The following is a 16,676-nucleotide window of genomic DNA, read 5'->3' on the forward strand; positions in this document are numbered from 1 at the left end:
CCGGGCTGCGCGGGCCGTCCCCCGAGGCCGGGCTGGGCGGCCAGCGGCTACGCTGATGCGGTGCCACCCTACGAGCCTGCCTCCGCCGACGATGTCGCCGTCCTGGCGGCCCAGCTCGGACGCGCCCCGCGCGGCATCGCCGGCATCGCGTGGCGCTGCCCCTGCGGCAAGCCCGGCGTGGTGGCCACGGAGCCCCGGCTGAGCGACGGCACGCCGTTCCCCACCACGTACTACCTCACCTGCCCGCGCGCGGTCGCCGGCTGCTCCACCCTGGAGGCACAAGGGGTGATGGCACAGATGACGGCCCGGCTCGCCGAGGACGCCTCCCTGGCGGAGGGCCACGCCCGCGCCCACGAGGCCTACCTGGCCGATCGGGCCGCGCTCGGTGACGTGCCGGAGATCGCCGGCACCAGCGCCGGCGGCATGCCGACGCGGGTGAAGTGCCTGCACGTGTTGGTGGGCCATGCGCTGGCCGCCGGCCGCGGCGTGAATCCGCTCGGCGACGAGGCGCTGGACGCCCTCGGCGCGTTCTGGACCAACCCCTGTTTGGAGGATCCTGCATGACCACCCCCGACCGTGTCGCAGCCATCGACTGCGGCACGAACTCCGTCCGGCTGCTCGCGGCGCAGGCGTCCGACGGCGGGTTCACCGAGCTCGCCCGCGACCTGCGGCTGACCCGTCTGGGCCAGGGCGTGGACGCCACCGGGGAGTTCCACCCGGACGCCCTCGCCCGCACCTTCGCCGCCTGTGACGACTACGCGGCCCAGCTGCGCGGACTGGGCGTCGAGCGGCTCCGGTTCGTGGCCACCTCCGCCGCGCGGGACGCCGGCAACCGCGACGCCTTCTTCGACGGGGTGGCCGAGCGCCTCGGCGTGACGCCGGAGGTCATCTCGGGTGAGGAGGAGGCGTCGTTGTCGTTCACCGGCGCGTTGACGGCCCTGCCGGACGCCGACGCGCCCGCCCTCGTCATGGACATCGGCGGCGGTTCCACCGAACTCGTCCTGGGCGGCGCCGAGGGCATCGCCGCCGCCACGTCGCTGGACATGGGGTCGGTGCGCCTCCGGGAGCGCTTCCTGCCCGGTGACCCGCCGAGCGGTGACGAGATCACCGAGGCCATCGACTACTGCGACGACCTGCTGGACGCCAGCGGCATCGACTTCGCGGCAGCGCGCACCTGGTTCGGGGTCGGTGGCACGGCCACGTCGTTGTCCGCCCTGGCCCAGGAGCTGCCCGCCTACGACCGCGCGCGCGTCCACGGCTCGGTCGTGTCGCGTGCCGACCTCGACGGGCTGGCCGGACGTCTGCTCACCACCCCGGTCGCCGACGTGCTCGGGCTCCCGACGATGCAGCCCGGCCGCGCCGACGTGATCTGTGCCGGGGCGTTGATCTGCTCGCGCGTCGGGCAGCGCGTCGGCGTCCACCTCACCGTGAGCGAGGCCGACATCCTCGACGGCCTCGTCCTGGGCCTCCTGCGCGGCTGAGGGCGCCCGCAGTCGCGGTGCGTCAGTGACAGACTGGGCGCGCAGGCCCCCGTAGCCCAAGGGCAGAGGCAGGCGGCTTAAACCCGCCCGAGTGCGGGTTCGAATCCCGCCGGGGGCACCCCAGGCCCAGGCCCAGGCCCAGGCTCAGGCCCGGGTGCGGGGTGACAGGGTCAGACCCCGCCGCTGAGATGGCGAATGACGTCGGCGGCCGGGCCGGTGGGGGCGTTGCGCCACCCCGTCCCTGCCCACAGGTGCAGCCGGTCGGCGTCGCCGGCGTCGGCCGCGGCCCGGCGCAGTGCCCGGGTGAGGTGGTGGACGGCCGGGTAGCCACCCGGCCCCTCGGGGTGCCGGTCGGTGAACCCGTTGCGCAGCGCCCGGGCCGGCCGACCCGTGAACGCCCGGGTGAGCACCGTCTCGGTGAAGGCAGGATCGCCCAGTGCCCGCTTGTGCGTCGCCGAGGTCCCCGCCTCGTCGGTGCGCAGCAGCAGGGTTCCGACGGCGACGGCCTCCGCGCCGGCGTCCAGCAACGCGCGGACGGCGTCCGGCCCGTCGACGCCGCCGGCGGCGACCACCGGAAGATCCCCGTGGGCGAGCACCTGAGTGACGAGGGCCGCGGTGGGCTGCGGCGGGGGGACGCGGGTGGGGTCGAAGGTGGCGCAGTGCCCACCCGCGGCCGGCCCCTGCACCACGAGGCCGTCCACGCCGGCGTCCCGGGCCAGCCGCGCCTCCCCCGGGGTGGTGACACTCGCCAGCACCCGGGTCCCCACCCGCTGCAGCGCCGCGATGTCGGCCGGATCGGGGAGGCCGAACGTCAGCGACACGACCGGGACCGGCTCGGCGAGCAGCAGCGCAAGCTTCTCGCCCCACCGGTCGTCATCGGCGAACGGCGTCGGGTCGAGCTCCAGGCCGTACGCCTCCGCCTCGGCCCCCAGCTCGTCGGCGTAGGTGGCGAAGGCGGCCTCGTCCACCGGATCGTCGGCGGGGACGAACAGGTTGACGCCGAACCCGGCGCCCAGCGGGCGGAGCTGGTCGATCTCCGCAGCCAGGGCCTCGGGCGACTTGTATCCTCCCGCGAGAAACCCGAAGGCCCCGGCGGAGGCGACGGCGTGGGCGAGCGCGACGGTGGAGGGGCCGCCGGCCATCGGCGCGGCGACGATCGGCAGCCGTGAGTCCAGGAGCGGCGGGGTCATGGGGTCCTTCTCTTCCGGGTCGGTGGCGGATGGGTGGTCGCGGGCGTGGGGTCGCCGTCGTCAGAGGAGGGCGGTCCCGCGGAACAGCGTCGTGGTCGCGCCGCCGACCCAGACGTCACCGTCGGCGTCCGGGGTGATCGTGATGTCCCCGGCCCGGCCGAGCCGGGCGCCCTGGGTGACGCGGTAGGGGCCGCGGACCTCGCCGGTGCCGACGAGCCACTGGCCCACCGAGGCGTTCATCGACCCGCACACCGGATCCTCGGCCACCCCGACGCCCGGGGCGAAGGTGCGCATCTCGAAGGCGTGCGCGGAGCCCTCCGGGTGGGCGCCGATCGCGCCGACCATCGCATCCGGGATGAGCGACAGATCGGGGTCGAGGTCGAGCACCTCCTGCGCGGTTGCCAGCCGCACGACCGCCCAGCCGGGCCGTTGTCCACCCACTGGTGGGCGAGCACCTGGTCGGCGCGGACGCCGAGCGCAGCGACGATCCGTGCCAGGTCGGCGGCGTCCAGCTCGCCGCTGCGCAGGGTGGGCGGCGCGGCGAAGGACACGATGCCCCCCTCGCGTCGAATCCGCACCAAACCGGCCGGCACCTCCTGCACGATCGTGTGGGCGTCGCGGGGGGTGCCCCCGTGCTCCAGCCAGGCGTGCGCCGAGCCGAGGGTGGGGTGCCCGGCGAAGGGCAGCTCCCCGCCGGGGGTGAAGATGCGCAGCCGGTAGTCGGCGGCGTCCGTGGTGGCGGGGAGCACGAACGTGGTCTCGGAGAGGTTCGTCCACCGGGCGACCGCCTGCAGCGCGTCCTCGGACAGGCCCTCGGCGTCGAGAACGACCGCGACCGGATTGCCGCGATACGGCTGGGCGGAGAACACGTCGACCTGGGCGAACGGGCGCGGACGAGGCATGGTGGCTGGACCTTTCGGCGGGGTGCGGAACACCGCTGGGGCAAGGATAGGGGCCCGCCGCAGGGCGGTGGTGGGAGTGGCGACGGTGCATGGGGACCCCCGGGGGGATGCCCCGGAGCGTGGAGAGCAGATCGTGCGCGTGACGAGCGGTGCGGTGGACTGCTGCCCCAGGTCGAGGGGAAGCCGGGGACGACGGGGTTGGGTCCCGGAGTGGAATGCCGGGGGTCTGGGTAGCGTTGTCTACAATGAGTTCACGATCCTGACCGATGAAAGGCCAGACATGCGCAGTTCCAACCCCGTGTTCGCACGCAGCGAGCAGTTCGCCACGCAGCAGCAGACCTATGGGCAGCAGGGCTACGGCCAGCCCACCTACGACGCCCAGCCGCAGGGTTACGGCCAGCCGTACGGCGCGCCGCAGACCCCGCCGCCGGCCGGCGTCATGACCATCGACGACGTCATCACCAAGTCCGCCATCATGATGGGCTCGGTGTTCCTCGTCGCGGCGCTGACCTTCCTGTTCCTGCCCATCAGCCTGGTCACTCCGGTCGCCCTGGCGTCGGGCCTCATGACGTTCGTCGTCGTGCTGTTCGTGTCGTTCCGCCGCCAGATCAGCCCGGCATTCGTGGGGCTGTTCTCGATCGTCGAGGGCGTCTTCGTCGGCGCGTTCAGCGCCATGTTCAACTACCTCTACGACGGCATAGTCGTCCAGGCCGTGCTCGCCACGTTCGTGGCGGCTGCCGCCACCCTGGCCGCCTACAAGTTCCTGCGCATCAAGGTGACGAGCCAGTTCCGCAAAATCATCACGATCGGCACCTTCGCGTTCGCCGGCCTCGTGCTGGTGAACCTCGGCCTCGCGCTGTTCGGTGTCGACACCGGCCTGCGCGGCATCGGTGCGGCGGCCGGCCCGCTGGCCTGGATCATCTCGATCGTCGCCCTGTTCCTCGCGGTGGCCAACCTCATCATGGACTTCGACTACATCGAGCAGGGCGTCCGCAACCGCCTGCCGGCGTCGGAGTCGTGGCGCGCGGCGTTCGGCCTGACCGTCACGATGGTCTGGCTGTACACCGAGATCCTGCGCGTGCTCAGCTACTTCCGCAGCAACTGAGCTGAGCGTTCCCGGTACGCAGACGGCCCCCGCACCCTCGTGGTGCGGGGGCCGTCGGCGTTCGCGCCTCAGCGCGTGCGCCACCCGTGCAGGACGGCCTTGGCGTGCTTGCCGAGCAGGGCGCGGGAGCCGTTGATCCAGTCGACGTCGCGCAGGGCGTCCACCGGTACCCAGCGGGAGCCGGACGTCGTCCCGCCGACGTCGTGGACGACCGGATCGGCGGGGTGGTGGCAGTGGGCGGCATAGATGAGGCGGACGGCGTGGAAGTCCTCGACGACGCCGGTGGGGGAGTGACCGATCCAGTGGTCGGACTGGAGATCGAGGAAGCGGACCACCTCGATGTCCTGGCCCGTCTCCTCGAACACCTCTCGCTGCACGGTGGCCGCCGGGTTCTCGCCGGGATCGATGCCGCCGCCGGGCAGGCCCCACATGCCGGGGACGGCGGTCCGGTCGGAGAACTCGGTGGCGAGCACCCCGCGGTCGGACACCACGATCGCGTAGGCGGCCAGCCGTTGGCGGACGACGGGGTCCACGACCGGCTCGTCCTTGCGGAGGGTCGTCCGGGTGCGTTGCGGGCCGCGGGGGGTGATGGGGCGTCGGTGCGGCATCACCAGGAGGGTGACGGTCAGGTCGTCCACCATGCCGGTGGCGCTCAGCGGGCGCAGGACGCGGTAACCCTCCTCCCAGGCCAGCTGGTAGGGGTCCTGCCCGTGGCCGAGCAAGGTGCTGAGGGCGGGGTTTCCACCCGGAACCTCCACACCCACGATCTGCACCCGTCCCATCTTGGCGCGCCCGTGCGGCTGAACCAAACACCTCCGGGCGGCGTGGTGCCACCCGCGCGGGGCATGGTGTCGTGCCGCGGCGAGCAGCTATGCTCCGAGCACTGAGCCCGACCGAGGAGGACAACGGTGCAGTTCAATCGCAATGCCCGCCTGGATTCGTCGCAGGTGCGCTCCTCCGGGGGCGGCGGCCGCAGCGGGCGCGGCGGCGGCATCGCCGTGGGCGGCGGCGCGAGCATCATCATCGTGATCCTCGCCCTGTTGTTCGGCTTCAACCCGGGCGACCTGCTGGGCGGGGGCACGGGCACGACGACCGGCACGAGCGGCTCCACCGGCACCGGCTCGGGGGCAGGCACGACCGACGCCTACGCCGACTGTGAGACGGGGGCCGACATCGAGGCCAACCCGGAGTGCCGGTGGGTGGCCTACACGAACTCCATCCAGGCCTACTGGACGCAGGCGCTGCCGGGCTACCAGGTCACCGAGACGCGCACCTTCAGCCAGGGCGTCCAGACGGCCTGCGGCCAGGCCACCTCCGATGTCGGCCCGTTCTACTGCCCGGCCGACCAGTACGTGTATCTCGACACGTCGTTCTTCGAGGGATTGTTGGCGCAGCTCGGGGCCGAGGGTGGCTACGCCGCCGAGGCCTACGTGATCGCCCACGAGTATGGCCACCACATCCAGAACCTGACCGGGACGATGGAGCAGGTGCAGCGCCAGGGGCAGACGACCGGCCCGGATTCCCCGGCCGTGCGGCTCGAGCTGCAGGCCGACTGCTACGCCGGCGTGTGGTTCCGGTTCGCCGACAACGACCCCGACGGGCCCATCGCGCAGATCACCCAGGACGACCTCAACCGGGCCATCGACGCGGCCGAGACGGTCGGCGACGACCACATCCAGGAAACCATGCAGGGCACGGTCACGCCCGAGAACTGGACGCACGGCAGCTCCGAACAGCGCAAGCAGTGGCTGTGGACGGGGTACGAGACCGGCGACCCGAACCGCTGCAACACGTTCTCCGCGGGGGCGATGGGCTGACGGTCCGCCGCCGGACGCCGCGCCCGGCCGGTCAGCCGGGGAGCCAGTCAGCCGGGGAGGGGCCTGCCCGTGAGATCCGTGGTCACGGTGTCGCTGCCGATCGTGCAGTGCAACCGCGGCGCGGTGGTGCCCTCGCGGCGGTCGACGAGGCAGCTCCACGGCTGGTCGTAGGTGTAGGCCCCGGCGTCGCGGCGGGCGTCCACCACCTGCCACACCACGTCGGGGTCGACCAGCGCGGGGTCGAAGGGCCGCAGCGTGGTCGCCTCGGTGCGCTGGGTCACGATGACCGGCGTGCGGGCCGGGCGCTGGTGCCGGGTGATCGTGCCCGGCTCGTCGCCGACGACATCGGCGTACACCCCGAGGTCGGAGCCGAAGCCGAGCTGCAGCACGCTGCCCCGCCGGCCCACCGCGGCCTCGTAGGCGGTGCGGACGCCGTCGCCCGAGGTGAAGTCGAGCGTCGGCACCAGCGTGCCGTCGGGGTGGAAGAACACGGTGCGTGACTCCGGGTTGGTCGTCACGGTCATGGAGACCTGGCCGCCGGAGTACTCCACGATCTGGAGCTCTTGCCCCGCGTCGGACCCCGACACCGCGACGCCCGCGCGGAACAGGGCGCCCACGTCGTCCAGGGCGTAGTCGTCCGGCACGAACGTCGCCTGGTCGACGTTGTGGATGTCGGACTGCACCGGCGCGATCGTGCCGTCGCGGTAGGCCCACGTCTGGGCCACGCCGTCCTCCACGACGGCGACGGACGCCTCGGTGCGCGACACCGACACCATGATCGCGCGGCGCGCGCCGGACGCGGCCAGCAGCTCGTCCACCACCGCGCGAGCGACGCCGGGCTCGGTGAGATCGACCGTGGCCTCCGCCGGCGAGGGGGACGCGGACGGTGTCGGCGACGCGGTCGCGGGCGGCGGTGGGGTGCTGGGGCTCGGCGCCGGGGAGGCCAGGGGAGCGCAGGCGGCGACGCCCACCACCGTCGCCACGGCGACGGACAGCGGGACGGCCACCGCCGTGGCCCGAGTGCGGCCCGGACTCCTCACCCCTGGGAGCCTACTCGCGCCCCCGAGCAGCCGACACGGGCAGGTGCCTGTCCCACCAGTCGAGGATCTTCTCGAACCGCTGCCGCCGGTGCCACGGCGTGCCCGAGCGCGACAGCTCGTGGTTCTCGCCGGGGAAGACGAGCAGCTCGGCCTCGACCCCGTGGCTCTTCAGCGACGCGTAGTAGCGCAGCCCCTGCGCGAGGGGGCAACGCAGGTCGAGCTCGGAGTGCACGACGAACGTCGGCGTTTGCACCTGGTGGGTCAGCAACGTCGGCGACTGCCGGTTCTGCTGCTCGAGGTCGGCACCGTTGTACTGCGGCATGAAGAACCAGCCGATGTCGGACGCCCCCAGGAACGACGCCGGGTCGAGGAACCCGCGCTCCACGATCGCCCCGGCGAACCGGTGGTCGTGAGCGATGATCCAGGCCGTCAGGTAGCCGCCGTAGCTGCCGCCCATGATGCCGACGCGGTCGGCGTCCAGGCCCGGGACGGTCGCGGTCGCGTGGTCGAGGAAGCCGAGGACGTCGGTCATGTCCAGGTCACCGAAGGCGTACCGGATCGCGGCGCCGTGCTCCTCGCCGTAACCGGCCGCGCCGCGCGGATTGCAGGCGACCACCGCGTACCCGGCCGCCACGAACACCTGCCACTCGTCGAAGAAGGTGCTGGGGTAGCTGGCGTAGGGCCCGCCGTGGATGGTGAGCAGCACCGGGTGCGGTCCCTCGCCCTCGGGCACGAGCGTCCAGCCGTGCACGGGGTGGCCGTCCGGTGAGGTGCTCACCAGCTCCCGCGGCGCGACGATCGTGGTCGCCTCGCGCAGGCCGGCGGCGAAGTCGGTGAGCCGGCGGACGCCGCCACCGTCGATGCGTGCCACCTCCCCGGGGGTGTCGACGTCGGTGACCGTCGCGACGACGGCGTCCGACCCCGGTACCGGCTCGGCCCACAGCACGGTCGGGTGGCCCTCGTGCAGGGTGGTGACGGTGCCGTCGGCGCTCACGCGGAGCAGCGTGGACGTGCCGCGCTGCGCGGCGATCACGAGCACCGCGTCGTCACCGACCGGCACCGGGGCGCTGGCCAACTCGAGGGTGGCCGGGTCGGTGAGGCGGCGCGGCTCGCCGCCGTCGACGGGGGTGGCGTACAGCGCCTGGTTGGTGGCGACGAAGTCGAGCCCGGACTCGCCGAGGTCGCTGCCCAGGCAGAACAGGGTGGCGCCGTCGCGGGAAGGGGTGGCGTGGTCGAACGTGAGCCGCGCGTCCACGGCCACGGGCTCGACGGGGGCCGGGGCGCTCGCCTCGTCGGGGTTCGGGGCGGCATCGGCGAGCCGGACGCGGTGGATTCCCGTGCGCAGCGTCTCGTCCCGGTCGGCCTCCCGGGCGGAGGTGAAGAGGATCGACGCCCCGTCCGGGCTGAAGACCGGATCGGTGGCGTCGAAGGCGCCCGTGGTCAGCTCGGTCGCCGTGGGGACGGGCGAGAACGGTGAGTCGGGATCGGCGGCCGCGGCGGCGCGTCCGACGGGTGTGATGGGCGGCTCGGCGTCCGGGTCGGGCACGTCGACGACGAACAACCGGCGGCGCCGGTCGGTGGACCAGCCCAACCCGTTGGCCTGGATCTGGTTGCCGACGAGGTGGCGCGGATCCTCCTGGGCGGGGGAGACGCCGTCGACGGTGCCGTAGCGGCCCTCCTCGGCGACGCGGGCGACGAACGCGATGCGGCCGGCGTCCGGCGACCAGCAGAAGGCGCCCACGCCCATCGGGGCGGTGGTGACCTGGGCGGCCTCGCCGCCGTCGGTGCGGACGACGAACACCTGCGGGCGGCCGTCGGCGTCGCCGCGCAGGAAGCCGAGGAGCCGGCCGTCCGGGCTGAACCGGGGGGTGGCGTCGTTGACGCCGCGGGTGAGGCGGCGGGGCGCGTCGGTGCCGCTGAGGTCGACCCGCCACAGCTGGCCGACGTAGGCGTCGGCGGCGAAGCTGGGCCGGGTGGCGGCGACGACGGCCCACGTGCCGTCGGGGTGGACGGCGGGGGCACGGGGGGTCAGGAGCAACTCGAGCTGGTCAGGACGCATGCCCGGAAGCCTACGGGCACCCGCCGCACCTGGGATTTGGACCCGAGGAAATGGCGCCATGGCGCCATTTCCTCGGGTCCAAACGCCATGCGGGCGGCATCCCCATCCCATGCGGGCGGGATCCCAATGCCACTCAGGCGGGGTCGAGCTCCCCGCGCTCGGCGAGGTCGGCGACGATGCGGGCGTGGAACGCCTCGTCGATGCGGAACCAGCGCCGCTGCACGAGGTACGCGGCCACGACGAGCAGCATGGGGATGACCATCATCATGATCCGCATGCCGAGCAGGCCCCCGGCCGACACGTCGTCCGGCGTCGCCGCCGCGTTGATGCCGGTCAGGATCACGGTGGCGCCCACCACGGCTGTCGCGCGCGCGCCGGCCACCTTGTTGATGAACGGCTGCAGCGCGAAGGTGACCGCGGTGTTGCGGCGTCCGGTGCGCCACTGGCCGTACTCGATGCAGTCGGTCAGCGCCATCATGACGAGCAGCACGATGAACGCGTTGGCGACGAACAGCAGCAGCCCGGCGATGCCGATGGGCACGATGTTCATCGGCGCGAAGAAGAACAGCACGTAGCCGGCCACGCACATCGCCATGGCGGTCGTGAACAGCTGGCGGCGGGTCAGGCGCCGGCGCAGCAGCGGGAACAGCGCGAACCCCAGCAACTGCGCCACCCCCAGCACCGCCGCGAACGGGGTGTACATGCCCGGGTCGCGGTAGGCGTAGGTGAAGAAGTAGACCCCGAAGGTCGTGGTGGTCACGTACCCCGTCGTGAACAGGATCATCGTGACCGACGTCACCACCAGCTGGTCGTTGCCCAGCACGATGGACGCCAGCTCGCGCAGCGTCGTGCGCTGCTGCGGCAGGACGTGGGCGGGCTGCCTCACCCCGACCAGCGTGACCGCCTGGAACGCGATGGTGGCGAGCACGGCCACCACCATGAAGGTCGTCCACGCCCCGGGGCCACCGCCCAGCGCCGCCGTCGCCGGGATCACCGAGGTGACGGCGGCGAACAACCCGATCGTGGCGAAGACCTTCGTGAGCGAACCGATGCGCTCCCGCTCGCCGGGATCCAGGGTCAGCGCCGGCAGCAACGACCAGTAGGGGATGTCGTTGGTCGTCCACGCCAGCCCCCACCCCAGGTAGACCACCGCGAAGAACGCGACGAACGCCGGCCCCCGCAGCCCGAGATCGGTGAACAACAGCACCGCGAACACCGACGACGCCACGATGCCGGCGGCGATCCACGGCTTGTAGGGCCCCCAGCGCGTTCGCGTGTTGTCGACGATGCCGCCCATGATGATGTCGGTGAACGCGTCGAACAGGCGCGCCGCCAGCAGGATGCCGTTGACGGCCCACATCGTCACATCGTCCAGGTCGAGCACCTCGGTGAGGAACACGATCAGGAACATCGTGACCATCGTGTAGACGAAGTCGCGCCCGAGCGTGCCCACGGCGAAGGCCCACGTGGTCCGCCGCGCCGAGGTCATGCGAGCAAGGTAGCGCCTCGCGGCTCACCACCAGGCGAAACAGGCCACCAACACGGCACAGAACCCGATCTCGATCAGGCCGATCTGTGGGGGCGTCAACGCCGGGACGCGGTGCGGCACCACCGCGGCGCGGGCGGTGGCGGCGGCGAAGAACACCGCCCACCAGACGGGCAGGACGCCGGCGGACGCCAACCCCGCGGCGAGCAGCGTGGCAGCCCCGTGCCAGGCCAGGGACGCCGCCAGGTACGCGCGCGAGCCGCGCTCGCGGATGGTCGTCTTCACGTACCAGACGGTGCCGAAGAAGTAGGCGAACGACCCCAGCACCGCGACCAGCGTCGCGCCCGCGTCGGGGGCGCTCGGCCAGGCGAACGGGTCGGGATGGGCGGCGACGGCGGCCATGGCGGACGCCGCCGCGACGGTCAGCGCGCCCCCGGTCACCGATCGCTCCCGCCGCCGCGCCGCCAGGACGAGGGCGGGGGCCAGCAACGGCACGAAGGCGACGACCCACCACGCCAGCGACGCCCCGGTGAGCGCGAGCGTCAGCAGCCCGAACGCCGCCGCGACGGCGGCCGAGACCACCAGGGGACGCACCCACGCGGGCCGGCGTCCGGGCGGGGCCTTGAGCCAGCCGGACGCGGCGTGGAAGGCGACGTAACCGGCGAGCCAGCAGCCGAGCAGGGGCAGCAGGTGGCTCGCGGTCTCCCCGGCCCGGAGCCGCAGGATCGCGCCGAGCAACCACGGCACCACCAGCATCGCCCACGCCCCGTGCTGCTTCGGCACCCAGCGGGGGGCGGGGCGACGGCGCCGCCCGGGCGGGGCGGCGGTGGTTCCGGAGCGGCGCTGCATCACGGTGTCACCATCCTCGGGTGGGCGGGGTGCTCAGTCCTCGGGGGATTCGGGCTGTTTGAGGGAGCGGGTCACGAGGTAGGTGCGATCCCGGGCCTCGATGGTGGTGACGCCGACGTGGCGCCGCAGGGCGGGCAGGTAGGGCAGGTGGCTGTTGAACACCAGCCACAGCTCACCACCGGGGCGCAGCACGTCACCGGCGCGTTCGATCATCTCCAGCGACGGGGTGGAGTCCTTGGCGGCGCCGCGGTGAAACGGCGGGTTGCTCACGATGAGGTCGGCGCCGCCAGCCGGCGTCCGCCCGAAGCCGTCCGAACGGCGGGTGCCGACGCTGACGTGGTTGACGGCGGCGGTCATCCGCGTGGATTGCAGGGCCTGCTGGGAGACGTCGATGCCGGAGACGGCGAAGCCACGGACGGCCAGCCAGGCGGCGATGATGCCCGAGCCGCAGCCGAAGTCGATCGCGATGCCGCGCGTGGGGGGCGGGGTCGGCCCGGTGGGTGGGGGGAGGATGCGGCCGAGGGTGCGCAGCAGCAGGTGGGTGCCGTCGTCCAGCCGGTTGGTGTGGAAGACGTTGCCGCGCGCGACGACGGTGAGGTCGACCTCGGGGAGGTGACGGCGCATCGGCCAGCGTGGGTGGACGGGGTGGGCGCCGGTGGCGTGGATCACGCGGGACTTCTGGCGTCCGAGGCTGGCCCGCACGTCGTGGAATGCGCGGCCGAGGGCGTCGTTCTGGGCGGGGGTCATGTGCTTGGTGCGTCCGCCGGCGACGACCCGGCCCGCGGGTCGGAGCCAGCAGGCGAGGGTCTCGGCGGTGTCCTCCACCGCGGACACGGCCCTGGGGAGCCGCCACAACACGGTGTCGGGCACCCAGTCCTCCGAGCCGAGCCCGTCGAAGACATGGGCGCGGGGGAGCTGGGCCTGGTCGCGGACGTCGTCGCACCAGGCGCGGACGTCGGCGCCCTGGCGGACGGCCTCGCGCGTCAGGGCGCCGTCCACGTCGTCGAGCACGAACACGCGCCCGCTGAGCGGCCCGGCCTCATCAAGGATCAGTGAAGCAACCGGGTCCACGCTCATACGACCGAGTGTAGTAGAGGTGACGAAAAAGACGGTTGCGGTTGCCTTCGTTTGGCCGTGGCTCCGTGCCCGGGCCTGTCCACCTGATGGAAGGTCACGCGGGTTTCGCGGCGGCCGGGGCGAACCGACTACCGTGGGCCCCGGGTCACACGCCCGCCGGGTTGCTCCCACCGGCGGCCGACGGGACCCGCGCACAGAGGCGTGGCGGAGCACGAAGGAGTGACCTGTTCAGATGACCGAGACGAAGTACGTCTACGACCTCAGCGAGGGAGACATCTCGCTGAAGCCCCTGCTCGGTGGCAAGGGTGCCAATCTCGCCGAGATGGCGAAGATCGGGGTGCCCGTTCCGGACGCGTTCACCGTGACCACGCAGGCGTGCGTGGCCGCCATGAACAACGGCGGGGACTGGCCCGAGGGGCTCGACCAGCAGGTCGCCGACGGCCTCGCGCGTCTGGAGGAGCGCACCGGCAAGAAGCTCGGCTCGGCCGAGAACCCGCTGCTCGTGTCCGTCCGGTCCGGCGCCGTGTTCTCCATGCCCGGCATGATGGACACGATCCTCAACCTGGGCATCTCCGACGAGACGGTGGACGCCGTCGCCGGGCTCGCCGACAACGAGCGCTTCGCGTGGGACTGCTACCGCCGCTTCATCCAGATGTACGGCGAGGTCGTCGAGGGCATCGCCCCGCACGTCTTCGAGGACGCGCTGACCGAGATGAAGGAGCGCAAGGGGGCGGAGCTCGACACCGATCTCTCCGCCGACGACCTGCGCGAGCTCACGGCCGAGTTCAAGGATCTCGCCAACGAGGCTCTGGGCGGCCACTGGACGACCGACCCGCGCGAGCAGCTCCTGCGTGCGGTGAACGCAGTCTTCAAGAGCTGGCTCAACCCGCGCGCCGAGGTGTACCGCAAGAGCCAGGGCATCAGCCGCAACCTCGGCACCGCCGTGAACGTGCAGCAGATGGTGTTCGGCAACCGCGGTGAGACGTCCGCGACCGGCGTCTGCTTCAGCCGCAACCCCTCCACCGGCGGCAAGGAGCTCTACGGCGAGTTCCTCACCAACGCCCAGGGCGAAGACGTGGTGGCGGGCATCCGCACGCCGCGCAACCTCGCGGAGATGGAGGAGGTGCTGCCGGAGGCGTTCGCCGAGCTGCTCGCGACGATGACGAAGCTCGAGCAGCACAACAAGGACATGCAGGACATGGAGTTCACGATCGAGGATCGCAAGCTCTACATGCTGCAGACCCGCAACGGCAAGCGGACGGCCGCCGCCGCCGTCAAGACGGCCGTCGACATGGTCGAGGAGGGGCTGATCACCACCGAGGAGGCCTTGCTGCGCGTCGAGCCGGCGCAGTTGGACGCCCTCCTCCACCCGGGCATCGACCCCGAGCACGGGCAGACCGCGATCGTGAAGGGCCTGCCCGCGTCACCCGGCGCGGCGGTGGGGGCGCTCTCGTTCAACGCCGACGACGCCGCCGAGCGGGGCGGCAAGGGCGAGAAGATCATCCTCGTCCGGTACGAGACGACGCCCGACGACATCCACGGCGTCATGGTCGCCCAGGGCGTCCTCACCGCGCACGGCGGCATGACCTCGCACGCGGCGGTGGTGGCGCGCGGCATGGGCATCACCTGCGTCGCCGGTGCGCCCGGCATCAAGATCGACCCCGTCGGGGAGAAGGTGTCGATCAACGGCACCACCTACGGCCGCGACGACGTGCTCACCCTGAACGGATCGACGGGCGAGGTGTTCGCCGGCGCGCTGGAGCTGGTGCCGCCGGACATCAACGAGGACTTCCAGAAGGTGGGTGCGTGGGCCGACGAGGCCCGGCGCCTCGGCGTCCGCGCCAACGCGGAGAACTTCGAGGACGCCTCGAAGGCCCGCGAGCTCGGCGCCGAGGGCATCGGCCTGGCTCGCACCGAGCACATGTTCATGGCGGCCGACCGGCTGCCCGCGGTGCGCAAGATGATCCTCGCCGACAACGAGGACCAGCGGGCCGCCGCGCTGGCCGAGATCCTCCCGATGCAGCAGAAGGACTTCGAGGCCATCTTCACGGCCATGAAGGGGCTGCCGGTCACCGTCCGGTTGCTCGACCCGCCGCTGCACGAGTTCCTGCCCAACCTCGTCGAGCAGAGCCTGCTCGTGCAGAAGCTGGAGCTCACGGGTGGCGACGCGTCCGAGCTGGAGGCCGAGCGCGTCACGCTCGCCCAGGTCAAGAAGTTGCACGAGCAGAACCCGATGCTCGGCACCCGCGGCTGCCGGCTGGCGATGCTGTACCCGTCGATCCCCGACATGCAGACGCGCGCGATCATCCGGGCGGCGCTCGCCGTGCAGGAGCGCGAGGGCGAGACCGTCGGCGTCGAGATCATGATTCCGCTGGTCGCGTTCGAGTCCGAGCTGCGCACCCAGCGCCAGATCGTGGTCGCGGCGGTGGAGGACGAGCTCGCGAGCGCCGGGGCGACGCTGGACTACACGGTGGGCACGATGATCGAGATCCCGCGCGCCGCCCTGGTGGCCGACGAGATCGCGAACGAGGCCGACTTCTTCAGCTTCGGCACCAACGACCTCACCCAGACCGGCATCGGCATCAGCCGGGACGACGCGGAGGCCGGCTTCCTCGGGGCCTACGTGGACGGCGAGGTCATCGCGGCCAACCCGTTCGCCTCGCTCGACACCTCCGGCGTGGGCCAGTTGGTGGAGATCGGGGTCGAGAAGGGCCGCCAGACCAAGGCGAAGCTCAAGACGGGCGTGTGTGGCGAGCACGGGGGTGACCCGGCGTCGATCGAGTTCTTCGACGCGGTGGGGCTCGACTACGTGTCGTGCTCGCCCTTCCGGGTGCCGATCGCGCGCCTCGCGGCGGCCCAGGCGGCGCTGCGCGCGAAGCGGTGAGCTGAGCTCAGCGAACCGAGGGGCCCGGACGCGCGGCGTCCGGGCCCCTCGTCGCGCACGGCTCAGTAGCCGTCGGCAGTGCCCCCGTCGAGCACCGCCCGGGTGCCGGAGAGGCCGAGCCGGGTGGCGCCGGCGGCCACCATCGCCGTGGCGGTCTCCCAGTCGCGGATGCCGCCGGAGGCCTTCACCCCGAGCCGCCCGCCCACCGTGGCGGCCATCAGCTCGACGGCGTGCACCGAGGCGCCGCCGGTGGGGTGGAAGCCGGTGGAGGTCTTGACGAAGTCGGCGCCGGCGGCCTTTGCGGCCCGGCAGGCCGCGACGATCTCCTCGTCGCTGAGCGCCGCCGACTCGATGATGACCTTGAGCACCGTCGGGGCGGGGGCGGCTTGGCGGACCGCCCGGATCTCGGCCTCGGTGTGGTCGGCGTCGCCGGCCTGGAGGCGGCCGATGTCGATCACCATGTCCACCTCGTCGGCTCCGTGGGCCACGGCCTCGGCCGCTTCGGCCGCCTTGGTGGCGGCGGTGTGCTTGCCGGACGGGAAGCCGCACACGGTGGCGAGCTTCACCTCGGCCAGGTCGGCGTCCACCGGCAACATCGAGGGGGACACGCAGATGGAGTAGGTGCCCAGGTCGGCCGCCTCGGCAGCCAGGGCCGCGACATCGGCGGGGGTCGCCGTGGGAGCGAGCAGCGTGTGGTCGACGAGGCGGGCGAGTTCGGCGCGGGTGGTCATGGGTCCTCCAGGGTCGGCGTGTGCACCCCCATTCCACACGATTCCAGCACACGAT

13 protein-coding genes, 1 tRNA gene and 2 pseudogenes are annotated in these 16,676 nt (G+C 72.6%); 6 read left to right on the forward strand and 10 right to left on the reverse strand.

What is annotated here, in order from left to right; translation table 11 throughout:
- The first annotated feature begins 60 nt into the window (after positions 1–60).
- The 3 genes from IFY26_RS13885 to IFY26_RS13895 all read left to right on the forward strand — a co-directional run bounded on the left by IFY26_RS13885 (position 61) and on the right by IFY26_RS13895 (position 1,599).
- Entirely contained in the window at positions 61–564 is a 504-nt protein-coding gene (locus tag IFY26_RS13885) for a DUF501 domain-containing protein (RefSeq protein WP_232549598.1), read from the forward strand.
- On the forward strand, positions 561–1,481 hold the full coding sequence (locus tag IFY26_RS13890) for a Ppx/GppA phosphatase family protein (RefSeq protein WP_232549599.1): 921 nt from the start codon (positions 561–563) through the stop codon (positions 1,479–1,481). The genes IFY26_RS13885 and IFY26_RS13890 overlap by 4 nt, the downstream gene beginning before the upstream one ends.
- Positions 1,482–1,526: 45 nt before the next feature.
- Positions 1,527–1,599 (forward strand) — tRNA-Leu (locus IFY26_RS13895).
- 52 nt (positions 1,600–1,651) lie between these two features.
- On the opposite strand, the gene IFY26_RS13900 is transcribed toward IFY26_RS13895, so the two are convergent.
- The 3 genes and pseudogenes from IFY26_RS13900 to IFY26_RS17975 all read right to left on the reverse strand — a co-directional run.
- Positions 1,652–2,671, reverse strand: coding sequence for an NAD(P)H-dependent flavin oxidoreductase (locus IFY26_RS13900; protein WP_232549600.1), 1,020 nt, complete (start codon positions 2,669–2,671; stop codon positions 1,652–1,654).
- A 60-nt stretch (positions 2,672–2,731) separates the two neighbouring features.
- Complete coding sequence (locus IFY26_RS17970) at positions 2,732–3,112, reverse strand: PhzF family phenazine biosynthesis protein (protein WP_332836196.1); 381 nt, start codon at positions 3,110–3,112, stop codon at positions 2,732–2,734.
- A 44-nt stretch (positions 3,113–3,156) separates the two neighbouring features.
- A pseudogene (locus IFY26_RS17975) lies at positions 3,157–3,573 on the reverse strand (PhzF family phenazine biosynthesis protein); the annotation flags it as partial.
- A gap of 280 nt (positions 3,574–3,853) precedes the next feature.
- Here IFY26_RS17975 and IFY26_RS13910 point away from each other — a divergent pair.
- Positions 3,854–4,660 (forward strand): annotated as a pseudogene (locus IFY26_RS13910) (Bax inhibitor-1/YccA family protein); the annotation flags it as partial.
- An 86-nt stretch (positions 4,661–4,746) separates the two neighbouring features.
- Here IFY26_RS13910 and IFY26_RS18265 read toward each other — a convergent pair.
- Positions 4,747–5,451, reverse strand: coding sequence for an NUDIX hydrolase (locus IFY26_RS18265; RefSeq protein ID WP_332836197.1), 705 nt, complete (start codon positions 5,449–5,451; stop codon positions 4,747–4,749).
- 135 nt (positions 5,452–5,586) lie between these two features.
- Here IFY26_RS18265 and ypfJ point away from each other — a divergent pair, with 135 nt between their 5' ends.
- The gene (gene ypfJ, locus IFY26_RS13920) at positions 5,587–6,495 is read left to right on the forward strand and encodes a KPN_02809 family neutral zinc metallopeptidase (RefSeq protein ID WP_232549602.1); all 909 of its coding nucleotides are present in this window, start codon (positions 5,587–5,589) and stop codon (positions 6,493–6,495) included.
- Positions 6,496–6,542: 47 nt separating this feature from the next.
- Here the strand turns inward: ypfJ and IFY26_RS13925 are convergent, their stop codons facing one another.
- From IFY26_RS13925 to IFY26_RS13945, 5 genes are all read right to left on the reverse strand, one after another.
- Complete coding sequence (locus IFY26_RS13925; protein ID WP_232549603.1) at positions 6,543–7,535, reverse strand: hypothetical protein; 993 nt, start codon at positions 7,533–7,535, stop codon at positions 6,543–6,545.
- Positions 7,536–7,545: 10 nt separating this feature from the next.
- Positions 7,546–9,594, reverse strand: coding sequence for a S9 family peptidase (locus IFY26_RS13930; RefSeq protein ID WP_232549604.1), 2,049 nt, complete (start codon positions 9,592–9,594; stop codon positions 7,546–7,548).
- Positions 9,595–9,727: 133 nt separating this feature from the next.
- The gene (locus tag IFY26_RS13935) at positions 9,728–11,083 is read right to left on the reverse strand and encodes a glycoside-pentoside-hexuronide (GPH):cation symporter (protein WP_232549605.1); all 1,356 of its coding nucleotides are present in this window, start codon (positions 11,081–11,083) and stop codon (positions 9,728–9,730) included.
- Positions 11,084–11,107: 24 nt separating this feature from the next.
- A complete protein-coding gene (locus IFY26_RS13940; protein ID WP_232549661.1) occupies positions 11,108–11,929 on the reverse strand; it encodes a YwiC-like family protein in 822 nt (273 codons plus the stop codon).
- 33 nt (positions 11,930–11,962) lie between these two features.
- Positions 11,963–13,006 (reverse strand): class I SAM-dependent methyltransferase, encoded by a 1,044-nt coding sequence (locus IFY26_RS13945; protein WP_232549606.1) that lies wholly within the window; start codon positions 13,004–13,006, stop codon positions 11,963–11,965.
- A gap of 232 nt (positions 13,007–13,238) precedes the next feature.
- On the opposite strand from IFY26_RS13945, the gene ppdK reads away from it, so the two are divergent.
- A complete protein-coding gene (gene ppdK, locus IFY26_RS13950) occupies positions 13,239–15,890 on the forward strand; it encodes a pyruvate, phosphate dikinase (protein ID WP_232549607.1) in 2,652 nt (883 codons plus the stop codon).
- A gap of 62 nt (positions 15,891–15,952) precedes the next feature.
- On the opposite strand, the gene deoC is transcribed toward ppdK, so the two are convergent.
- Entirely contained in the window at positions 15,953–16,621 is a 669-nt protein-coding gene (gene deoC / locus IFY26_RS13955) for a deoxyribose-phosphate aldolase (RefSeq protein ID WP_232549608.1), read from the reverse strand.
- Positions 16,622–16,676 lie beyond the last annotated feature (55 nt).

The sequence above is a fragment of the Propioniciclava soli genome, assembly GCF_014858005.1.
GTDB lineage: Bacteria > Actinomycetota > Actinomycetes > Propionibacteriales > Propionibacteriaceae > Propioniciclava > Propioniciclava soli.